This window comes from Nocardia sp. NPDC051463 (assembly GCF_040681975.1).
In the GTDB taxonomy this organism is placed as follows: Bacteria; Actinomycetota; Actinomycetes; order Mycobacteriales; family Mycobacteriaceae; genus Nocardia.
In genome coordinates this window covers 122,415-143,754 of the sequence record NZ_JBFBAB010000017.1, presented here as the reverse complement: position 1 = coordinate 143,754, position 21,340 = coordinate 122,415, and the positions used below count along the sequence as shown (strand labels likewise).

At 65.3% G+C, this 21,340-nt stretch carries 19 protein-coding genes; 10 read left to right on the top strand and 9 right to left on the bottom strand.

The genetic code is table 11. The features are described from left to right. Positions 1-424: 424 nt before the first annotated feature. On the bottom strand, positions 425-2,416 hold the full coding sequence (gene ligA, locus AB0M74_RS22320) for an NAD-dependent DNA ligase LigA (RefSeq protein ID WP_366528189.1): 1,992 nt from the start codon (positions 2,414-2,416) through the stop codon (positions 425-427). 426 nt (positions 2,417-2,842) lie between these two features. On the opposite strand from ligA, the gene AB0M74_RS22315 reads away from it, so the two are divergent. Next, positions 2,843-3,226 carry a VOC family protein gene (locus AB0M74_RS22315; protein WP_366528188.1) on the top strand — a complete coding sequence of 128 codons (384 nt, stop codon included), beginning with the start codon at positions 2,843-2,845 and terminating at the stop codon, positions 3,224-3,226. Positions 3,227-3,845: 619 nt separating this feature from the next. On the opposite strand, the gene AB0M74_RS22310 is transcribed toward AB0M74_RS22315, so the two are convergent. The 3 genes from AB0M74_RS22310 to AB0M74_RS22300 all read right to left on the bottom strand — a co-directional run bounded on the left by AB0M74_RS22310 (position 3,846) and on the right by AB0M74_RS22300 (position 7,144). Beyond that, the gene (locus AB0M74_RS22310; RefSeq protein ID WP_366528187.1) at positions 3,846-5,117 is read right to left on the bottom strand and encodes an MFS transporter; all 1,272 of its coding nucleotides are present in this window, start codon (positions 5,115-5,117) and stop codon (positions 3,846-3,848) included. Positions 5,118-5,335: 218 nt separating this feature from the next. Further along, positions 5,336-5,662 (bottom strand): hypothetical protein, encoded by a 327-nt coding sequence (locus tag AB0M74_RS22305; RefSeq protein WP_366528186.1) that lies wholly within the window; start codon positions 5,660-5,662, stop codon positions 5,336-5,338. Between the two features lie 162 nt (positions 5,663-5,824). Continuing rightward, positions 5,825-7,144 (bottom strand): cytochrome P450, encoded by a 1,320-nt coding sequence (locus AB0M74_RS22300; protein ID WP_366528185.1) that lies wholly within the window; start codon positions 7,142-7,144, stop codon positions 5,825-5,827. A 431-nt stretch (positions 7,145-7,575) separates the two neighbouring features. On the opposite strand from AB0M74_RS22300, the gene AB0M74_RS22295 reads away from it, so the two are divergent. From AB0M74_RS22295 to AB0M74_RS22285, 3 genes are all read left to right on the top strand, one after another. Beyond that, entirely contained in the window at positions 7,576-8,142 is a 567-nt protein-coding gene (locus tag AB0M74_RS22295; RefSeq protein WP_366528184.1) for a putative immunity protein, read from the top strand. Between the two features lie 154 nt (positions 8,143-8,296). Then, complete coding sequence (locus AB0M74_RS22290; protein ID WP_366528200.1) at positions 8,297-8,626, top strand: putative quinol monooxygenase; 330 nt, start codon at positions 8,297-8,299, stop codon at positions 8,624-8,626. A gap of 386 nt (positions 8,627-9,012) precedes the next feature. Beyond that, positions 9,013-9,903, top strand: coding sequence for a class I SAM-dependent methyltransferase (locus AB0M74_RS22285; RefSeq protein ID WP_366528183.1), 891 nt, complete (start codon positions 9,013-9,015; stop codon positions 9,901-9,903). A gap of 447 nt (positions 9,904-10,350) precedes the next feature. Here the strand turns inward: AB0M74_RS22285 and AB0M74_RS22280 are convergent, their stop codons facing one another. Continuing rightward, positions 10,351-12,417: an MMPL family transporter gene (locus tag AB0M74_RS22280; protein ID WP_366528182.1), complete on the bottom strand. Its 2,067-nt coding sequence runs from the start codon at positions 12,415-12,417 to the stop codon at positions 10,351-10,353. Positions 12,418-12,501: 84 nt separating this feature from the next. Here AB0M74_RS22280 and AB0M74_RS22275 point away from each other — a divergent pair, with 84 nt between their 5' ends. From AB0M74_RS22275 to AB0M74_RS22250, 6 genes are all read left to right on the top strand, one after another. Further along, complete coding sequence (locus AB0M74_RS22275) at positions 12,502-13,011, top strand: MarR family winged helix-turn-helix transcriptional regulator (protein ID WP_366528181.1); 510 nt, start codon at positions 12,502-12,504, stop codon at positions 13,009-13,011. Between the two features lie 652 nt (positions 13,012-13,663). Continuing rightward, positions 13,664-14,332, top strand: coding sequence for a fasciclin domain-containing protein (locus tag AB0M74_RS22270; RefSeq protein ID WP_366528180.1), 669 nt, complete (start codon positions 13,664-13,666; stop codon positions 14,330-14,332). Between the two features lie 123 nt (positions 14,333-14,455). Beyond that, positions 14,456-15,001, top strand: a complete 546-nt coding sequence (locus AB0M74_RS22265) for a TspO/MBR family protein (RefSeq protein WP_366528179.1) — start codon at positions 14,456-14,458, stop codon at positions 14,999-15,001. Between the two features lie 98 nt (positions 15,002-15,099). Further along, positions 15,100-16,596, top strand: coding sequence for an SDR family oxidoreductase (locus tag AB0M74_RS22260; RefSeq protein WP_366528178.1), 1,497 nt, complete (start codon positions 15,100-15,102; stop codon positions 16,594-16,596). A 13-nt stretch (positions 16,597-16,609) separates the two neighbouring features. Then, positions 16,610-17,494: a MerR family transcriptional regulator gene (locus AB0M74_RS22255; RefSeq protein ID WP_366528177.1), complete on the top strand. Its 885-nt coding sequence runs from the start codon at positions 16,610-16,612 to the stop codon at positions 17,492-17,494. A gap of 390 nt (positions 17,495-17,884) precedes the next feature. Continuing rightward, on the top strand, positions 17,885-18,013 hold the full coding sequence (locus AB0M74_RS22250; RefSeq protein ID WP_366528176.1) for a hypothetical protein: 129 nt from the start codon (positions 17,885-17,887) through the stop codon (positions 18,011-18,013). 69 nt (positions 18,014-18,082) lie between these two features. Here AB0M74_RS22250 and AB0M74_RS22245 read toward each other — a convergent pair whose 3' ends face one another. The 4 genes from AB0M74_RS22245 to AB0M74_RS22230 all read right to left on the bottom strand — a co-directional run bounded on the left by AB0M74_RS22245 (position 18,083) and on the right by AB0M74_RS22230 (position 21,310). Continuing rightward, complete coding sequence (locus AB0M74_RS22245; protein ID WP_366528175.1) at positions 18,083-19,291, bottom strand: Dyp-type peroxidase; 1,209 nt, start codon at positions 19,289-19,291, stop codon at positions 18,083-18,085. Beyond that, positions 19,284-19,859, bottom strand: a complete 576-nt coding sequence (locus AB0M74_RS22240) for a copper chaperone PCu(A)C (protein WP_366528174.1) — start codon at positions 19,857-19,859, stop codon at positions 19,284-19,286. The genes AB0M74_RS22245 and AB0M74_RS22240 overlap by 8 nt, the downstream gene beginning before the upstream one ends. Positions 19,860-20,239: 380 nt before the next feature. After that, the gene (locus AB0M74_RS22235) at positions 20,240-20,776 is read right to left on the bottom strand and encodes a hypothetical protein (RefSeq protein WP_366528173.1); all 537 of its coding nucleotides are present in this window, start codon (positions 20,774-20,776) and stop codon (positions 20,240-20,242) included. A gap of 126 nt (positions 20,777-20,902) precedes the next feature. After that, positions 20,903-21,310: a hypothetical protein gene (locus AB0M74_RS22230; protein ID WP_366528199.1), complete on the bottom strand. Its 408-nt coding sequence runs from the start codon at positions 21,308-21,310 to the stop codon at positions 20,903-20,905. Positions 21,311-21,340: the final 30 nt, after the last annotated feature.

The following is a 21,340-nucleotide window of genomic DNA, read 5'->3' as shown; positions in this document are numbered from 1 at the left end:
GTGTCGGTGCCGGTCGCTGTGTTCGATGTACACACCCTCGCCGGACCGACTGACACCGACCTGACACACACCTGACACCTCCACTGACACCACGATCGGCCAGCAACACACCAGCCGACCCGTCGCCACTCACACGGCCAGAAACTGCTGCGGCTCAGGTCATCCTGCAATTCCACTGTGGGCACGGTTCGAAACGGCCACATGGCGGGCTCGAAGATGAACGAGCAGAGATCATCTCGGGTGTCGCACGACCGCGGGTAGTGCGTGCTCATACCGACGAGTGCGTGAACCTCGAGTTCTCTGCCCAGTTCGGCCCCACAATAATCGGCTGTCTGGATATTGGTGAGTGCCGGTGGCCGAACCGGTCGGCGGTCGAGAAAACAAGGCTACGAGTCATTTCGGCATGTTTCGGGTGCGCCGAGGTCTAGATGACCTTAGCGGCGATCAGCAGGTTCCAGATCTCGCCCTGGTCGACGACCTCGATGCCGAGCTTCTCCGCTTTGGTCAGCTTGCTCTCACCGACTCCCGCGCCGGTGATGAGCAGGTCGGTGTTCGCCGAGACCGAGGACGCCGCCGTCGCGCCCGCCTGCTCACACAGGCGTTGGAAAGTCGGGCGGGCGACCTTCTCGCCGGAGCGTGGGTCGCTGATCGCGCCGGTGATCACCACCGATTTGCCTTTCAGGGGCGCGCCGGCCGCAACGACCGGGGGAAGGTCTTCCTCGCGCACGTCCAGGCAGACGCCTGCCTCTCGCAGCCGCTCGAGTTCCGGACGCAGGCGAGTGAGGTGCGCGACCAAGGAGGCGGCGACCTTCGGTCCGATGTCCTCCACCGCCACGAGCCGTTCCTCGCCTGCGTCGGCGACCTCTTCCAGGGAGCCGAATCCCGCCCGGGCCAGGCGGGCGGCGGTGCCGTCGGAGGCCATCGGGATCGCCAGGCCGATCAGTGCGCGGCGCAGACCGACCTGGCGACTGGCATCGATCGAGTCGATCATGCGCGCGGCCGAGACCTCGCCGATACGGTCGAACTCGAGCAGGCGCTCTTTTGTCAGCGTGTAGAAGTCCGACGGGCGCTCCAGGACGCCTGCCTCGGCAAGGCGTTCGATCCACACCTGCCCGATGGCGTCGATGTCCGCCGCCGCCCGCGACGCCCAGTGGATCAGCCGGCGCACCGTCTGCGCGGGGCACGAGACGTTGGTACAGAACAGTTCCCGGCTGTTGCCCTGTTCGGTCACCTGCTGCTCGCACGAGGGGCAGGCGGTGGGCGGCACGATCTCACGCTCCTCACCAGTGCGCTTGGAGGCGTCGAGCACGCCCGCCACGAACGGGATCACGTCACCCGCACGGCGCACCAGCACCGTGTCACCGACCTTGATGTCGCGGGCGCGGATCACTTCTTGGTTGGCCAGCGTCGCCTTCGTGACAGTCGTGCCGCCGACGAACACCGGCTCCAGCCACGCGACCGGGACGATCTTGCCTGTCTTGCCGACGTCCCAGACCACCTCGGCCAGCAACGTGGTCTTTTCCTCGGCGGCGAACTTGAACGCCAGCGCGCCACGTGGGGAGTTCGACCGAGTCCCGGCCGCCGCGTAGGCATCGCGGTCGGCCAGCCGCAGTACCGCACCGTCGAGGTCGTAGTCCAGCTGGTTGCGACCTTGCTCGATCGCGGTGATCGCCGCCTGCGCCTGCTCGGCGTCGGCGCAGAGCCGCATTTGCGCGCCCGCGACTCCCAGTGTCCGCAACCCCTCCCCGAGGTCGACCGCAGCGTCACCGGCAGAGGTATCCAAGTCGAAGCCGAAGAACTGCAAGCGCCGCTCGGAGACCGTGGCAGGGTCCTTCGCCCGCAGCGTGCCGGCCGCGGCGTTGCGCGGATTGATCAGCGGCTTGTCCGGATGTGCCGTGTTGTAGGTGAGGAAGGTCGAACGCAGCATCACTGCCTCGCCACGCACCTCCACTCGTCCCGGCACGTCGATCCGATCGGGGACGCCATCGACCAACGCTCGGACCAGCACAGTCACGTCGTCACCGGTGGTGCCATCACCTCGGGTCACGGCACGCACCAGCCGCCCGTCCTCGAAAACCAGGGCCAGGGACAAGCCATCGAGCTTCGGCATCACCACCACCGACTGGCCGAGGAAGCGGTTGAAGAACGCCGCGACCTGCTCAGGCTTGGTGGCCTTCTCGAGTGACAGCATCGGACGCGAGTGCCGGATCGGGGCGTGCAGCACTGCGGGCGCACCGACCTGCTCCAACGGATTCGGGTCAGGCGTGAGGTCGGGGTGCGTCTCGATCAGGCCACGTAGCTCGTCCTCGATTGCGTCGTACTCGGCGTCCGCGACCAGCGGCGAGCCCTGATAGTAGGCGTCACGCAGCGTCGCAATGCGGTCGGCGAGCTCTTGGATATGTTCCCCAGTTTCCACAACACTCGACGCTACCGATACCCACCGACACACGTGGGGTGGGCGTGCAGTCTGTTCGACACCTGCCATGTCGTCGTGGGCTGACCGGATTCCGCTTCGCTCGCCCAGACCGGCACGAGGGGATCTCGGCCGACCACGACCGGAGGGCCTCGCTGCGAATAGGACAGCCCCGCAGGGTGTTGCAACGTGTACGCGTACCGGCGGCAGGCCAGCCCGCGGCGGCGGTCAGCGGTGCCCTGTGCGGCGGACACCGATCTGCATTCGACAACGTGACCACCAGCCGATGCCGGGCATGGGCGTGCGAGCTCCGGGTCTGGAGCGTGCGATGGCGGTGACCGCGTTGTTCGAACGGCAACGGCGGTAATGTCTCTCGGAGGGCGACTTGGGAGAGCGTCCGTACCGGATGGTTTCGATACACTGACGGGCATGGCATGCCGCATCAGTGAGCTGGTCATCGACGCCGCCGACCCTGACCGGCTTGCCGAATTCTGGGGCAAGGTCCTCGGCTACGTCGAACTCGGCCGAGAGGACGACGGAAGCATCGAGATCGGGCCGCCCGCTGCCGGCTTCGGCGGCCCGCAGCCCACCATGATCCTCATCCCCAGCAGCGCCCCGCGGACCGGGAAGCTCCGACTGCACATCGACGTCAACCCCACCGACCGCGACCAGGACGCCGAGCTGGAACGGCTGCTCGCTCTCGGCGCCGGCACCGTCGACGTCGGCCAGACCAGCACCGACAACTGGCATGTCCTGGCCGACCCGGAAGGCAACGAATTCTGCCTCCTACACGCCCGGCTCCAGCCGCTCTGATCATCAATGGGCGAGTTCACACGGCTAGTACTCCGGGAAGGTTGATGGGGTTATTCCGGAATCCCGCAGGGGCAGGGTGGTCGTGGCCGGGTGAGCGGTTGTCGTGCCTGGCGACCTTGCGAACATAGCCGTTCGAGGGTGCGTATGGAATGCAGGATCGGGGAGTTCTGCAGCAAGGGGCTTATGAATCCTTTTGGCAGCTCGATGTTTCGGGACCATGCGGGAGCGATGGTCCTGCGTTTCGAGGTGGGGCCGCAGACTGCCATGCGTCTCACGCGGGGTGAACTAGCATTGCGCTTGCGAAGTCCGTGGCTGTGGATTATCGCGGCGGGGGTCGCCGCGATTGCCATGACATACCCTGTCGGTCAAGAGGGCGGTCCGCCAGTACGGCCCAGGTGACAGCAGCTCGACATGGAGCAATGCCATCGCCGTACTTGTTGCTGCCGCCGCGATCTACTTCGCGGTATTGCTTCTCTTTGCATGTTTCGGTGCGGGATGCCAGGCACCGATCACACCGGGTCCGCAGGTATGCGAGTCCGGGGGCGGTATTGCAGGCCAAATATCTGAGCGATGGCGTGGAGACGACGACGCCTTATTTCGACAGTTATTGGTCCCGTGTTCACACTGAATCGTCGCGAGCGGCAACGATCTGGGCCTCATCTCGTTCGCGTGCAGTCGACCATAATTCGCGCCAAGGAAGCAGTCCGGAGCTGGCAAGCAGTGTGATGGCGGCGCAGCCGATCGCGACCCGAGTGCTGGTCGCCGCCGCTACGACTCCACCGAGTGCGATGAACGCAGGCTGGAAACATTTCGCGCTGATAGACCAGGCTGTGCCGACACGGGCCATATGGTCGGCCGCGGTGCAGTTCATGCGGTAAGTCGCAAAGACAGGGTTGAAGACACCCGCACAGAACAGCAGCAGTGTTTCAGCGACCGTGATCAGGACCAGGCCGAGCGCATCCGAGTCTGCCGCCAGCAGCAAGCCCACCCAACATGTGCGTAGGGTACCGAATCCGAGCAGCACCGCTGGTTCACTGAAGAGGGTGACAAACCGCGGTGCGCACAGAGATCCGATCAGCCCGCCGAGGCCCGGCAAGCCGAGGGCGAGGCCGTATTGCCACGGTGCGAAGCCGAGTTCGCGGAGCAGGAGAAGGGCGACCAGTGGTGTGGTCAGCATGAGTGACCCACCGAAGACCATGGCATTCCAGAACAGGTGGCGCAACATCGGGTCCGCGAAGATGTAGGTCCATCCGCCGCGGATATCCTCGATCCAGTGATGTTCGGACTTGTCGTGGACGGGTTCGGGTTCAGCGGTGTCGATACTGCGGATCCCGAGCGCGGACAGCAGGTAGCTGGTTGCGTCGATGGCGATCGTGGCGGTTGCGCCGAGCATCGAGATCAGTGCGCCGCCTGCCGGCGGGCCTAGAGTGGATGCGGTCCAGAAGGTTGTCTCGAAGCGGCTGTTCGCGCGGATGCGCTGTGGTCGCGGGATCAGTGATTTCACGGAGGCACCGCTGGCGGCGTTGAATACGATGCCGCACAGCGTTTGGACCGTGAGGACTGCGCAGAGTTGCGCGTAGGTCAAGACCCTGAGCCACGCCGCCAACGGAATACTGGCGAGCGCGGCGAAAGATGCGAGATCGGCGTAAACCATGACCGGCCGCTTACGGTGGAACTCGATGAACGATCCCAATGGGAACGCGATAGCGGCGCCGGCGATCCCGGAGAGTGCCGCCATCAGCGATACCTGCATGTTCGAGGCGTGCAACACCAGGATGGCGATCAATGGTAGGGCGCCTGCGCCGAGGGCGCTGCCGATCTGGCTGATGGTGAACGAGCCCCACAGACGATAGAAGTCGGGCGACAGCCGAGCGGCCGTGGCACGTTTCACCGAGGATGCTCCGATTGGTAAGTGGCGGTGAGGTATTCATGGAGGAAGGTGCAGATCTCAGCGTAGGCGGTGTGCCGATGGAATCGAAGTCGGCTCGGTTCGGCCGCTCACATCACGCAAACCGACAACGGCACCAACATCTGCCGACCGCGGAATTCGAGGACCTCCTGCATGTTCTCGGCGACGCACCACCGTGACGCTGTCGTCCAGCGTTGTACTCAACTGTTCGGGTCGACGGACAGCCCGTCCAGCACGGGCAGCTCGATGTCGAGGATCGCGACGTCGGACATGGTCCGCAGCCCGGCGGCCAGGATCTCGTTTCCCGAGTCGAGCTCTGCGACGACCACGATGCCGTCTTCCGCGATACCTTCGACCAGCACGAAACCGCTGGTGTGCGGTCGCGTTCGGCGAGCCACCAGCGGAGACGCGGCGGACCGGGCAAAGACCAGCCGAACGTTGAAAGCCTCTGACCCACGCCGGCCAGAAACCGGGTCGGCGTTATCGACGGCTGTGCTGACGGCGTCGGCTAGCTCGGCTGTCGACATCAGCGGCCCGTCCTCGGTGAATTGCCCACCGTCGGGGTCCTCGGTGAGGATCCAGACCCGGCCTCTGCGTAGAGAAACGCCGCAGCCGGGTTGGCGCGCGGTCCTGCGCCATCCGGTTCGCCTCGTAGGAGTACCCGTTGCGGGTGGCGGGCGTTCGAAGCGTTATCGCCGTTCGGTCAGCGTTGCGATGACCGGGTACTTGGTGTTGAGGGTTAGCGCGGAAGTCGGGGTGAGGTCCGGGTTCTGGATGGTCAGCTCGAACCGCCTGACGATGGTCGAGAGCGCCAGCTGCATCTCCATCATCGCGAACGTGTTGCCGATGCAGAGGTGTCCACCCGCGCCGAAGGGCAGGTACACGTTTCGGTCACGGGCGGCGACCGCGTCGGGGGTGAAGCGGTCTGGGTCGAAGGTGTCGGGCTGGTCCCAGCACTCGGGGTTGCGGTGGGCGTGGTAGTAGCTGAACATCACCGGCGTGCCCGCCGGGATGTGGTAGCCGCCGATCTCATCGTCCTGGTCGGCGCGACGTTGCCCCATCCAAATCGGCGGCTTGAGCCGCAACGCCTCTTCCAGGACCTGCTTGCTGTAGGGCAGCGCGGGTAGGTCGGTCATGGTGGCGCGTCCGTCGGACAACACGTCGTCAACGTCATCGCACAGCCGCTGACGCGCTTCCGGATGCACTTGCAGCAGCAGCATGGCTGAAGTCAGGGCCGAGGAACTGGTCTCGTGACCGGCGAAGAGCATGGTGATGACCTCGTCGCGCAGCTCCCTGTCGGTGAGTTTCGAGTTGGTATCGGCTTCCGTGGCATTCATGAGCATAGACAGCAGGCCATCACTGTCACTGTCGCGCAGCTCGTTGATCACCGTGTAGACGATGGCATCCATCTCGCCGACCGCCCGCCAGAACCGGCGGTGGCTCGGCGTCGGAAATTTCAAGGGGATCAAGGGCATCCGCACGAACTTCCCCAATTCGGCATTCACACTCTGTGCCGCGCGGGCGAAGCCGGTGACCTCTGGGCCGTGTGGATCCAATCCGAACAGCGCCCGCACCACGATCCGCAACGTGAGGTGGCTCATCTGCTCGCCGATGTTGATCGTCCGTCCGGCGCGGGCATGTTCGGCCCACTCGTCACACATGGAGTCGATCTCGGTCACCATGATCTCGCTGAGCGCACTGATCTTCTTGTGGTGAAAGGCGGGTTGGACGAGCCGTCGGTTGCGTCGCCACCGGTTGTGGTCGGCGATGGTCGCCAGTCCGCGCCCCGCGAACAGTTCCAAGATGTCGTACAACTGGGTCTCGCGGGTGAAGTTCGCCATGCGTTCCTGCAAGATGTACTTGATGTGGTGGGCATGGGTGACCCCGACCATGCTCCCGTTGACCAGCTGGAATCGAAAGACGTTGCCGTGCTGGGCCATAGAGTCGGAGAGAAACGTAATCGGGTCGGTAACAAAGTGTTTGGTATTGCGCAGGCGGCCTGTGACCATCGGGGGCATCCCTCCGACGGCGGCGGATGTGGACGTGGACATGGAAGACATGACAGCAAGTAAAGCCGAGAGGGTCGATATCCGCCGCGAATTGGCTGACGTGTCCGAAGACGAACTCCCGCAACGGGATCCAGATCGTTGCTACGCGCAGCCTTCAGGGTCTGATATCTCGCTCGCGGGATCCGGAGAGGGCTGATGGGATGGCCTCTGGTCGTCATCCTTCACGAATCACTGAGTGTCACAGGGGGATGCCCGCCGAGGTCGGCATCGGTCCGCTGTTGGTGTCGCGGTCACCAACAGCGGCTGACGGCCGAGTCGATGTAGGTGGTGACGGCGTCACTACGGTAGGTCGCCTTGAAGGTTTTGGCCAATTGTCCTGACAGTATTATTAGAGAGTCTCAACGGTTGATTCAACGATATTGTTTAATGACATGAATATGGCCGACGCGAATCTGATGATCGAACTCAGCATGGCTGAACTGCGCGAGATTACCGGCTATGCCGTGGCCTGCGCAGCGCCGGCTTTGGTGATCTTCGAGCGGGACTGTTCGGACGATCGGCGCCCCAGAGCCGTGCTCGACGAGGCGCGCAAGTTCGCCGCTGGGGGCAAGCGGACGAAGGTGCTGCGCGTGACAGCACTGGACGCGCACCGGGCCGCAAGGGCAGCTCGGGACAGGGAACATGAAGCGGCAGTCGACGCCGCGCGCGCGGCCGGTCACGCGGGAGCGGCCGCGTACCTGCACCCATTGGCAAAAGCCACTCAGGTCTTGCACATCCTCGGAGCCGCCGCACACGCGGCTCGAGCGCTCGAGCTCGATGCCGCCGACGAACCTGACATCGGCGTCGACTACCTCGAAAAGGCGAGAGGTCTGGCCGGCCCGATCGTGGTGAGTGTCCTGACACGTTACCCTCCCGCCCCGAGTGGTGGCCGCCGTGTGGGAGAGCTGTTACGGAGACTGGACGCGTCGTTGCGACAGGGGCGACCGATCGTTGACTGATGGCCGGCACCGGGGTTCGGGGATCTGGTGGAGGGGCTCGTTCGGCCCTCCAATATCTACTGACCGTCCGACAATGAGAATGTTCGCAACGACTATCACCCAGGACCAGCTGGGCAGTGTCGCGGCAGCCCGACTCACCATTAGGAGGCGCGCAGTGATCTTCATCGTCGTCAAGTTCAAGACCAAACCCGAATGGACCGACCGCTGGCTCGACCTCGTCGCCCCGTTCACCTCCGCCACTCGCGCCGAGGAAGGTAACCTCTGGTTCGACTGGTCCCGCGGCGCCGACGACCCCACCGAATTCGTTCTCATCGAAGCTTTCCGCGACCAGGCCGCCGGCGCTGCCCATGTCGGTAGTCCCCATTTCAAGGCCGCGATGAACGAACTTCCGCGGGCACTCCAGTCGACTCCCCGGATCATCAGCCAGACGATCGAGGCCACCGACTGGTCCGAAATGGGGGAGATGACCATAGACAGCCGCTGAGCGAACGCATGACTGGAATACGGTGGCTGCCGGACCGTCTGCAACCACCGAAACAGTGGGGGAGCTCGCAACATGTCGGAATTTGTCTATCGACACACCCGTCACGGCAAGGTTGCAACAAAATCGTATCCATGCGCTGGTGGCAGCCACTCGAGCGTGACATCGCTCCCGCCCCCGCGGGGAGAGGGGCGGCTGACCTCGAGCAGATCCGGACCCTGACCACGGCGATGCGAGCTATCGACGACCGCCACTGCGGCGCCGGATCTCTCAAAGATGCTCCTGGACCCCCTGGTCACTGGGGCCTGCCACGACCTACTCGGCCAGGGAGTAGCTGGTGTGGCTGAGTTCACGGTGCTCGCGTCGTGTTCGGGAGTACCTTCTCGAGTATGGACAATGAGGGACCCAGCCGGACAGCGCTCGTGACTGCTTACGCCCGTGCCTATCATCAAATTGCTGACCGGCCAAGGATTCTTACCGATCCACTTGCGGCACGTCTGCTGGGTGTCACGGTGGACGAGCTGACCGAATTGGGCCGGCCCGCAGAGGATCGTCCCGGTAGCGGAGTCGGCCCGGAAATCCTGCGGCTGGGTGTCAGTGATCGGCCGCGCCGCCTGTTCTTTGCTGCTCGTGCCCGTTTCGCCGAGGATCGTGTGGCCGAGGCCGTCGCTGCCGGCGTGCGACAGGTCGTGATCCTCGGCGCGGGCCTGGATACCTTCGCCTACCGCAACCCGCATCCTGACCTGCGTGTATTCGAGGTCGACCATCCCGCTACCCAAGCGTGGAAACACCAACGCCTCGCCGCATCCGGTATCGACCAGCCCGAGCGGTTGACCTTCGTGCCGGTCGACTTCGAAACCGACCTACTGGCAACACGATTGGAGGCCGCCGGATTCAGCCGGACCGATCCGGCCGTATTCGTGTGGCTCGGTGTCGTCTTCTATCTGACCCCGGACGCCGCCCGCACTACCCTCGAATACATTGCTGGTCGATCCGGGCCGGTCGAGGTGATCTTCGACTACCTGCAGTCGGCAGACACCGACGAGGATCGTGCGCAGCTACAGGTGCGCGCAAATCGAGCGGCAGCCGTCGGCGAACCCTGGTTCAGCTACTTCACTCCTGACGGCATCGCCGCACAGTTGCGCGCGCTCGGCTTCACCGACGTCGAAGACCATTCCGCTGCGGACCTCATCGCTGGGTACCTCGATGGATCCGCGGAATTCGAGGGCGAACCACCCCAGGCCCTGCGCCCGGTCCGCATACTACGGGCGAGCCGCTGAGGATTCCCCGCAAGTTCCTTGCCAGCACAGAGCCGGCCGCGGCCGGTCTCCGGTGATTCCGGAGACGATGCTGACCCGGCGAGCTCGGCGACTTCCTCGCGGCGCGGACCCGGGGTGTGCTGCCTAATCGGGACGAGATCGTCGGGCAGACCGGCATCGGCGGGTTTCAGCGGAAACGGTGAGTTTTGAGGAAGCCGGCGAGTTCGGCGCGATGGTTGTCGGTCATCGAGATGGTTGCCTCACCACGGTCAATCAGTGAACATCGCTGTTCTGGAAAGACGCCAAACTGGGTTGAGCAAGGGTATCCCTCCGCCGCGCTACGGACACAGAGGATTCGACAGTCACGACCGCAGCGTGCGGCGTGCCAACCTGGCTATAGGGTCACCCGGGTTGGTCGGGAACGCAAGCCGTCGAACCGACTTGAACACACGTGGGCGACCTGGGGCGTCAATCACCGTTCGGGACGGGTCTACTCGGCCACCAGACTCGGTCCCCGACCAGACTGAACAGCGCTGGAATTGCCAGCGTGCGAACTACGAAGGTGTCCAGCAGGATGCCGAGTCCAACAACGATGCCCAATTGCGTCAGAGTGATCAGCGGCAGCACGCCCAGCACGCAGAACACCGCCGCCAGTACGATCCCGGCGCTGGTGATGACAGCGCCTGTGGATGAGACTGCGCGCACGATGCCACGCGTAGTGCCATGTCCGGCAGTCTCCTCGCGGGCCCGGGCGACCAGGAAGATCGTGTAATCGATACCCAGCGCAGTGAGGAACAAGAATCCGAACAGCGGCACATTGGTGTCGAGTGCAGGGAAGCCGAAGACATGGCCGCTGATCCAACTACCGAGCCCGAGCGCGGCCAGTGCGCTGAGCACTGTGACTCCCACCAGCAACAGTCCAGCAGGTATCGCACGCAGCAGCACCACCAAAACGATGAGGGCCACCGCCAGAATCATTGGGATGACCAGCATTTGATCGCGGCGAGCGCTGTCACGGACGTCGAGCGCTTGCGCGTCGGAGCCGCCGACAAGGGCATCTGCACCGGGGATTTCGGCCAGTTGGGTACGAATTCCGGCGATCGCGTCGAAAGCATCGGCAGATCCGGGCGAAGCGTCCAGGGTGACCGACCATCGGGTGTATCCAGTGCCCATCGGGCCTGTGGTCATCGACGTGGACACACCGGGAGTCGCTTCGAGAACGGCCGATGCGGCACCGGCCGCCTCGGTGCGCGCCAGCACCGTGGCCGGGCTGGCGGCACCGGAGGGAAAGTGTGCGGCCAAAGTGTCCAAACCGTCGACGGATTCGGCGCGTACCCGGAATTGCTCGGCTTGCGACAAACCGATCTGCGTCGTGAACAGCGCGCAGGCGCAGGCGGTCAGTATCAGCAGTACAGAGCCGGAAACCAGGACGGGGCGACGCACCACCCCCTCGGCGATCCGGTGCCAAACCCCCGTTGATGCCGCATCCCGACCGTCGACCCGGGGAGTCAATGGCCAGAAAATATTTCGGCCGCACAGGGCCAGCGCGGGCGGTAGCGCCACCAGGACGAACACCACGGTCATCAGCAGACCTGCCGCCGCGAGGGCGCCCAGACTGCGGGTATTGGGCAGCGTTGCCAGCAGCAATGTGAGCAACGCGATGACAACCGTCAGATTGCTGGCCAGGATCGCGGGCCCGGCGCGGCGCACCGCCGACGACAACGCCACGCGATGATCGGCCTCGCGGTGCAGTTCGTCACGGTAGCGCGACACCAGCAACAGTGCGTAGTTCGTCCCGGCACCGAAGACCAGCACGCTGGTTATGCCCGCGGTGGAGCCGTCGAAGGTCAGCCCGGTGAGCTCTGCAATCGCGGTGCCGACGCGGGCGGCTATCTGATCGGCCATCCCAACCACTACCAGTGGCACCAGCCACAGCACCGGGGAGCGGTAGGTCGCGATCAGCAACACCGCCACCACAGCAGCGGTCACCGCGAGCAGCGCCACGTTGGCACCAGAAAACGAATCAGCGATATCAGCGCCGAAAGCGGGACCGCCGGTTACTTGCAGCCTGACATCTTCCGGTGCACCGGTTTTCGCGGCAGCGCGCAGTTCGATGATGCGATCGGTCAAGTCGAATCCGGTCAGGTCGGAGGGTACCGGCACCTGCCCCAGCGCAGCTCGCCGGTCCGACGCCAGTACCAGCCCACGATCGCTCCGGCTCGGATCGACCGCCCCGCCGCGCATCCGCATCAGCGCGGCCTCGGTGGCAGCCAGATCTGCGGCATCGAGTTCACCGGCGTCATTGCGTGTCGCTACCAGAATCACTGACGCGGTCCGCCCGTCGGGTAGCGCCTCTGTCAACTGTTCGACGCGAGCCGACTCGACCGATGAGGGCAGTGAATCAGGCGCCTGACCGGCCGTGTCGTTGCCGCCGATCAGGCCGATCAGCGCGAGCCCAGCTACCACCGAAGCCAGCAACAGTGCCCATGACCTGCGGCCGGTCACCACCGCAGCGTATCGATCCCAAGTACCCATGCCTCGATTATTTCAGATACTTAAATAATAGCGGACCGAGGGGCCTCAACCGCTAGGCTGGCTGGCGATGGAAAGGATGTGACAGTGACCGACGCTCCCGAGCCCGCGTCGCCCGCAGGTGACCAGCGCGACGGTCTGGAACTCGCCATCGCCCGCGACATCCGCGCGCTCACCGCTGCATCCGATCAGCTCGGCCATCTCTTCGCCCGATTGAACAATCTGCGCCCCAACGACTTTCGTGCACTCACTCACATAGCCACCGCAGACTCGGAAGGGTCACCGCTCACCGCCGGTCAGCTGCGCACCCTGATGGGCGTATCTCCCGCTGCCGTGACCTACCTGGTGGAACGGATGATCGAGTCGGGGCACATCGAGCGTGACGTCGACCAGGTCGATCGCCGGAAGGCTCGGCTTCGCTACAGCGACCGCGGCATGACGGTCGCTGGAAGCTTCTTCATCCCGGTCGGCCACCGAACCCGAGCGGCGATGGCCGAACTGCCCGATGCCGATCTACAGGCTGCCCACCGAGTCCTGCTCGCGGTTACCGGCGCGTTGCGCGACTTCTACGCGGAAGGACCGCTCGCCGCACCGTAATCGCCGAACGAGACCGGTCGGCCGTGATCACCTCGGCCTGTAGCCGGGGCGAATAAAGGTTCGGATTCGCGAGTTTCGATTCGAGATCGACATGTTCTGTAGAGAACCATCGGGCTTGCGGCCTTCGCGGGTGGAAAGGCGTTGTGCGACATGCATATTCGCCCAATCTGATGCGGCGGTGTTGTGGACGACTGCCGTGCGCGTGTCGGCGAGCCGAGCGATGTGCATGTCGGGGTGGTTCCCGTTGCTGCGGTCGAAGGCTCAGCCGTAGTAGACCCAGTGATCGGGGTAATCGGTCGCGTGCCCGCGGCGTGAATGGTGCTCGCCACGTCCGTCGTTGAACTGCCGGGGAGGGTCGTAGTGGCGGGGTGTTTCCCAATGTGCCCACTTGATGTTGATGCAATACGCGAGGGCGCCGTTTTCCATTGCTCGAGGGGTGTCGGTCCTCTGATTCCAGTGCATCGAACCCTGCGTTTTTCCCGCGAATGTGATTATTCGATGCAAAAACGATGCGGTCGAGCCGAGATGGTGCGACACTCAGGAGGTGCTCGAGAATGTCGCGCTGGATCGCTGATGGAGCGCAGTAAGGGCGAGGCCAGCCGCACAACGACAGATGACTCTGTGAGGTCGAATCAACGAAAGCGATGGAACAATGAGAAAAACCCAACGTTCGGTATTGACCGGTCTGGCCTTGGTGGCCGCCTTGCTCGGCGGCTCGGCCTGCTCCGACGACAACTCTGATTCCTCGTCCACTGCATCGAAAGGGATGCCGACGTCGGCGGTGCCAACTTCCGCCGCGCCTGCTTCTGCGGCGTCGGGTGGTGCGGCAGCGGATTTGGTCGGGCCCGGTTGCGCTGACTATGCGAAACAGGTGCCGACCGGCCCCGGATCGGTCGAGGGCATGGCGAAAGAGCCGGTTACTGTCGCGGCATCGAACAACCCGATGCTGACGACGCTGGTCGCGGCGGTATCCGGTCAGCTCAATCCGCAGGTCAACCTGGTCGACACCCTCAACGGCGGTCAGTTCACCGTCTTCGCGCCCGTGGATGATGCATTCGCGAAAATTGACGCGGCGACGATCGATGCGCTCAAAACCGATTCGGCGAAGTTGACAGGCCTCCTCACCTATCACGCGGTGCCGGGAAGGCTGGCGCCGAGCCAGATCGCGGGCGAACACAAGACCGTCGAAGGTGCCACCGTGAACGTGACGGGATCGGGCGACGACATCAAGGTCGCCGACGCCTCGGTGATCTGCGGCGGCGTGCAGACGGCGAACGCCACCGTCTACCTGATCGATTCGGTCTTGATGCCACCCGCGTGAACGCTGAATCTTTCAGCGCGGCTGAATGCCCGCAGTTCATGGACCAGCCATGCGTTGGGACAAGGAGCCCGAGCCACAGGGTGGCGCGTAGTCGCCAACCGCAGACGTATCAGGAGCCTTTCGATGGACCGCCTCGACAATAGCTACCGGCCGGGTGAATCCGCGTCGCGCGCCGGCAGCAACTCGTTCCCGTACACGTGGCGTAGCCAGGCTTTGGGTGCGGCGGTGTCGGTGCTGCTGGTCTTGGCGGCGGCAGCCACCGGCAGTGTGTCGGCTTCGTCGGCAGCAAGCCGATACGACAGCCTGACCCAGCCTGATTGGGCACCGCCGTCGTGGTTGTTCGGGCCGGTGTGGACGGTGCTGTACGCGCTGATCGCGACATCGGCATGGTGGCTATGGCGTGCTAGACCGTGGGGCGAGGTTCGCGTGCCGATCATGCTCTACGTTGTGCAATTGGTGTTGAACGGTCTGTGGACACCGCTGTTCTTCGGTGCGGAACAGCGCGGTCTCGCATTCGTGGAAATCATTGCGTTGACGATCGCTGTTGCGGTGACGGTGATCGCCTTTGCCCGCCACAGTCGCACCGCTGCGCTGCTGCTGATGCCGTACTTCGCGTGGACGGTGTTCGCTGCGAGTCTCAACCTCAGCGTGTGGCGGTTGAACACGTAACCGTGATGCGGTGAACACCGGGGATTTTGGTCGCTAGGGCGGCGCGCGGCGGCCACGGTCCGCACCGAATCCATGACCGAGAAGAAGGATGATCGAGCATGAGGTGTGTGGTTTTCGGCGCGACCGGCTATATCGGCGGACGCTTGGTGCCGGAACTGGCACTGGCTGGTCATCAGGTCCGGGCGGTGGCCCGCACACCGGCGAAATTGGCGGAGGTGCCGTGGCGTGACCGGGTCGAGGTGGTCCGCGGCGATGTCACCGATTATGACGAGGTGCGGGCCGCGGTCGCCGACCAAGACGTCGTCTACTACCTGGTGCACTCGCTGACCCGCCGCGACTTCGAGGACATCGACCAGCACGCGGCGCGGGTCGTCGCGGCGGCGGCGGCTTCGGCAGGGGTCGGGCGCCTCGTCTATCTCGGCGGCATCATCCCCGAACACACAGAGCTCTCACGCCACCTCGCTTCCCGCGCTGAGGTCGGAGAAATCTTGCGGGCATCCGGGGTCCCCACCGCGGAACTACGCGCGGCAGTCATCATCGGATCCGGCTCGGCCAGTTTCGAGATGTTGCGCTACCTCTCCGAACGCCTGCCCGCGATGATCACGCCCCGATGGGTGCGCAACCGCATCCAACCCATCGCGATACGTGATGTCCTGTACTACCTATTGCGGGCCGCCGAGCTGCCCGCCGATGTCAACCGCCCGTTCGATATCGGTGGCCCGGACGTCGTGACCTACCTGGCAATGATGCGCGAATACGCGCTGGTCGCCGGGCTGGCTCGTCGGGTGGTGCTGCCGGTTCCGGTGCTCACGCCATGGCTGTCGGCGCAATGGGTGAACCTGGTGACTCCGGTCCCGCGCGCCCTGGCCGTTCCGCTCATCGAATCTCTCGTCCACGAAGTCGTGTGCGGTGAGCATGACATCGCCGCGTACATCCCCGACCCCGCCGATGGCCTCGTCCGGAGCGAACGTGCCATGGAACTGGCACTGACCCGTATCCGCGACGCCGAGGTGCCGACCCGCTGGTCGGACGCCAGCACACCCGGCGCGCCCTCGGATCCGCTACCCACTGACCCGGCCTGGTCCGGCGGCTCGCTCTACGAAGATCTCCGCGAGCGCGACACCTACGCCGACCCCGACACCCTGTGGGCGGTCCTCGAATCCATCGGCGGCGAGAACGGCTGGTACTCGTTTCCGCTTGCTTGGTCGCTGCGTGGCTGGATCGACCGGGTCACCGGCGGGGTCGGTTTACGTCGCGGCCGCAAAGACCCACACCGCCTGCATGTCGGCGAAGCCCTGGACTGGTGGCGCGTCGAACACATCGACCGTCCCCACCTGCTGCGGCTTCGCGCCGAAATGCGGGTCCCGGGACTGGCATGGCTCGAACTCGGCGTCGAGCCCGCCCCCGGAGGGGGTTCCCGCTACCGACAACGCGCCATTTTCCAGCCGCACGGACTTGCCGGTCACCTGTACTGGACGGCGATAACACCGTTTCACAACGCCGTGTTCGGCGGCATGGCTCGCAATATCACCGGAACCGCTGAACACAACCCCGCCGCGGCGGTCAGGTCGTGGGACGCCGGGGAAGCGGGGTAAGCGCGGTGGGCCCGTGAGCAGTGATGAGTGGCCTGTACGGCCGCTGGTCGAGTACCCCGTCGGGGCGGTGGCTCGCAGTCTCGGAATTCCGGTGGCGACGTTGCGGAGTTGGAATCAGCGATACGGCCTGGGGCCATCACAGAGCTACCGGGGCCGGCATCGGCGCTATACGCCGACCGACTTCGCGGTTGCGCTTCGGATGGTCGAGTTGGTGCGGGCGGGCGCCAGTCCGGCCAGTGCCGCGGTGGCCGCCCGTACGGTGGCCGTGCCGGTGCCGCAGCTCGGTGACCTCGCGCCCGCGATCTCCGCCGCCGAGCGGCTCGACGCCGCTGAGCTGGTTGCCATGATCACTGCCCACCTCACTCATCACGGAGTAGTGGCGACGTGGAATCGGTTGTGCCGCCCGGTTTTTGCCGAGATCGTCGGAAAGCAGCGTGGGGGAGCCGGGTTCGTGGATGTCGAGCATCTGCTGTCATGGGCGGTGACTACCAGCCTGCACCGGGTGATTCCGTTGTTGCGCAACGTGTCCGGTGGTCCGCCGATCGTGCTGGCCTGTACCGATGGGGAGGGCCATGTGCTGCCGTTGGAGGTGTTGCGCGCCGCCTTGGCGGAACTGGGTCTGTCTGCGCTGCTGCTCGGCGCGTCGGTGCCCACTACCGCTGTTGTCGATGCGTTGGCCAAGCATGATCGCAGGCCGGTTGTTGTGCTGTGGTCGCAATCGAGCCGCACTGCGATCCCGATTCCGACGTTCGGCCCGTATGAGGGCTGGGCGCGCGTGCTGTTGGCGGGGCCTGGATGGCGCGACTGTGCGCTGCCGCCAACAGCGGCGGCTCATGTAGACACCCTCGAGGCTGCCATCGCGGAGCTCCAGTCCGTGGTCACGGCGAATCTACGGTGATCGAGAGCGACCTGCCGTCGCGAATGCTCAACCACTACAGGCCGCAGTCCGCTCGCCAGGCATCAGATATCCGAGACTGGCCATCCCTCATATAGTTGAATATTTGAAATAAGCTTCCTCGACCCGATAGCCGGACAGTTCTATGCGTTGACCGCCGAGCTGGAGCGCGGGTTTGGCGGCTGCGACGGGTTCGGCCGAATGTGGGTGCCATGTCGAGGTCGTCGAGCGAGAGCGATGGGCGGGCGCGTCGGGGGGTTATGCGGCCGGGCCGCCGAACGTGTCACGGCGATGGTGTGGGGCGCGCGTTTGCAGATCATCACCTTGTGCTCGTCGGTATGGCCGACTCGCTCGGCAAGGACCTCGTTATGGCGAAGATCCTGGTCATTTTCGGTGCTGGTCGCCGCGTTCGCGGAGCTGGGACACGCCGATGCAGAACGGGGTAAGACCGTGCCGTGGGTCTCGACCGCCGCGGGTGGGCTGGCGATCGTGAACGTGTTGGTCGCCGTGCTGTGGACCTGAGGCACAAGTCGGGATCGAGTCACGACAGTCCGATGGCCGTGTTGCCGCACGCGAGCATCGGACCTGTCGTCACGACTCGAACAACGATTGCCCGAGATATCCGTCGGGTGACCGAACCCCCGCTGGGATGACGAACACCGCCGACCCGATCGGTGTCGTCCAGACATTGAGGGCGTCGAATTCGGCGAGACGCTTTTGGACCGGCAGATATTGGGCATCCACGTCACGCTGGAACGCCGCGAACAGCAGCCCGGAGTTGGAGGTCTGACCAGGCGGTGGCGCGTCGTCGTAGTTGTAACCGCGGCGCAGGAACCGCTCGCCGTCGTGGGCGTGATGGGCGCGGGCGATGTGTGCGGACGGCGGGATGACCGGAATGCCGTGTGCGTCGACGGCCGCGAAGTCCGGCTCGTCGAATTCCGTGGTCCCGGTCAGTGGCGCGCCATCGGCCAGCTTGCGGCCGACGCTGAGTTCCCTTCCTTCCGGATCGATTTCGTCCCAGGTGTCGAGCTTCATCGCGATGCGGCGCAGCACCAGCGACGTGCCGCCCGCCAGCCAGGGTTGTGCGCTGCCGTCGTCCCACACCAGTCGGGCGAAATCAGGTGTGCCCGGCGCGAGGTTGACGGTGCCGTCGACCTGCCCCATCAGGTTGCGCGGGGTCTGCCCTGGCGCGGAGTTGCGGAAACCGCGCTGTACCCAGCGGACCGAGACGAGCGATGCCACGTTCTTGCACAACACCCGTACCGCGTGTGACACGGCCGTCGCCTCGTCGGCACAGATCTGCAATAGGAGATCCCCGTCGTTCCAGGCCGGTTCGAGACGATCGATGTCGAACGGCGGCAATGGACGCAGCCACGACGGCCTCCGCTGTTCCATGCCTGCCACCGTGAACGCCCTGGGCCCCAGTCCGACGGTGACCGTGAGCCGCGCGGGCCGGTGCGCCAATTCGGGTTCGGTGTCGGCCAGCGCGGGGCGGCCCTGGGTGAGCCGCGCGGCATCGTCGGTCCAGATCCGCAGGAGCCCGATGAGATCGTCGCGGTCGGTGCCGGGTCGAAGATCGAACCCCACGAAGGTTGCCTGCGCCGGTGGTGCTGTCTCGATGCCTGCCTGGTGTTCGCCGTAGAAGGGCACTATCGCGGACGGCATCGGATCGGTGTCGCCGGTCCGCCGATCGCCGAGCGCGACCGCACCCCAACCGAGCCCGGCGGCGCCGGCCGCGGCGGCGGCCCCGCCGAACAGGTGTCGGCGAGTGACGCGTCCCGGGCGGGCGGACTCAGCCACCGTGCGTGGGGGTCTGCGGGGTGCCGCCACCGATGTGGTCGCCTTCTGGTGCGTAGTTCTCCTGGTTGCCGGGGAAGTCGCGCACACGGGCGGTGAAGGTGGTGGTCGTTCCGTCGTCGAAAGTGAGCGTGACCGGAGTTTCCGAGCCGGTGCGCAGCGCCGCTTTCAGCCCCATGAACATGATGTGGTCGCCACCGGGTCGGAGTGCGACAGTGCCGTGTGCAGGAATCACGAAGCCGCCCTTTTTCGGCTGCATCTTCTTGGTTCCGTCCGCGGCGGCGACGACCTCGTGCAGCTCGACTCGTTCGGAGGCGGGGCTGGTGGCGGAGACGACCGTCACCGACGTGGTGCCGGAGTTGTTCAGATCGCCGAAGGCGGCCGACATTCCGCTTTCAGCGGCCTTGATCCACTGATCCTCGACGGTGATCGCATCCGCTGCTTTGGTGGGCGTGGTGTTCTTGTCGTTGGACGAACAGCCGACGAGCAGGAGTGGGACCGTGGCGAGGGCGGCCGCAACGCGCACGGCACGGAAGGGACGGCGTGCGGATGGTCGGGTTGTTGTCAGCATGGGAGGCTCCGATCGGGGAGGGATGGGTTTTCGCTGTGGGCAGGGCGCGATTGGCGACACCGAGACGTTCGATCGATGCGCCGAGGACCGGTTCGAGGAGCAGTGCTCGACTCGCCGCGACACGAGCCAGGCGAGGGTCGGCGACCAACTCAGGTCGATATGTGAGGGCCTGCGCGAAGTGGGTTGGTGTTGAAGCCCGTCACGTGCGCGACTGAACTGCGCGCGGGCGCGGTGCAGGACATCCGACATCGCTCGACGTGGGTGCGGTCCTCTGCGCGGCCGCATGCGTGTATCCGCTGTGGTGGCAACGTAATACCGAGGTCGAGCGTGAATGCCGACAGCGCTGAATGCATGAACGCATCGACTGCCTGCGGGCCGGGCTAGCGGGGCGCCGGAGGTCCCCGGGTGCCGATTCCCGAACTGAACAGCAGTCGCTTCGGTGGCGGCATAGCGCCGACCGACACAGCGAGGGCAGGTGCCTGCGGTGCGAGTGGTCCAGTGCCGAGCACGTCGACGGCGCGCACTGCGCTCGATGCCGCACCGGTGACGGCACGTTCCGCGCCGTGGATGAGGAGGCCGCCGACCAGGATGGCGATCAGGTGGGTCATCAGCATGACCCCACCGGGTTGTGTGCTGTGGTGATGGTCCGCCGAGATCGACAAGGCGAGATGGCCGACAGTCTGGCCGATCGCGAGCATCGTCATGACCTCGACGGCGCCGTACCGGGCGCGCCTGGAGGCGACCACAGCGCCCGTCAGCGTGCATGCCGCCAGCAGCAGGGTGAGCGCGGAGCGGCCGGGAGAGACCGTGCCGCCTGCGAGAGTGTGAGCGGCGATACTCACCGCGCCGGATGCTGATCCGACGAAAGCGCCACGCAGTCGCGCCGCTGTCTCCATCGGTGTTCGCACCCGGGCCATACTACTGCCGGTCGTAGGACGCAGACGCACGGTATCGGGCGGTCGACCCGGTCTCGGCTCTCGATGCGCATCGACTGCCATGGACGCTCCCGTATCGACCGTGTGGCCGACCTCGAGCCGACACCGTCAGATCGGTACCGGCAGCAAGGTCGGCCGTTTGGGCTGGATGTCCGTGCCCGACGAGCGTCCACGCAGGCGCCGCACCATCCATGGCAGCAGATGATCGGCGGCCCACCGCGCCTCGCCTGCGACCATCCCGGTGGCGGTTCGGTGGATCGGCGGCAAGGGCTGGCGCCAGGTCTCGTCTGCGCCGGAAACGCCGAGCGTGGCGGCGACCGCGCGGGCGACGAGATCGTGGCCCAGTGGACTCAGATGCAATCGGTCCTCCGCCCACACCTTCGGATGGGTGGTGACTGCGACCGGCTCGAAGTCGATCAGCGTGACGTCGTGCTGTCGGGTCAGTCGACGCACATCGGCATCGAGTGCCCGCACGCGCGATGAGAGCGGCCGGGCGAACGGCGCGACGGCTCCGATGTCGGGGAGGGTGAAGGTGACAACGCGGAT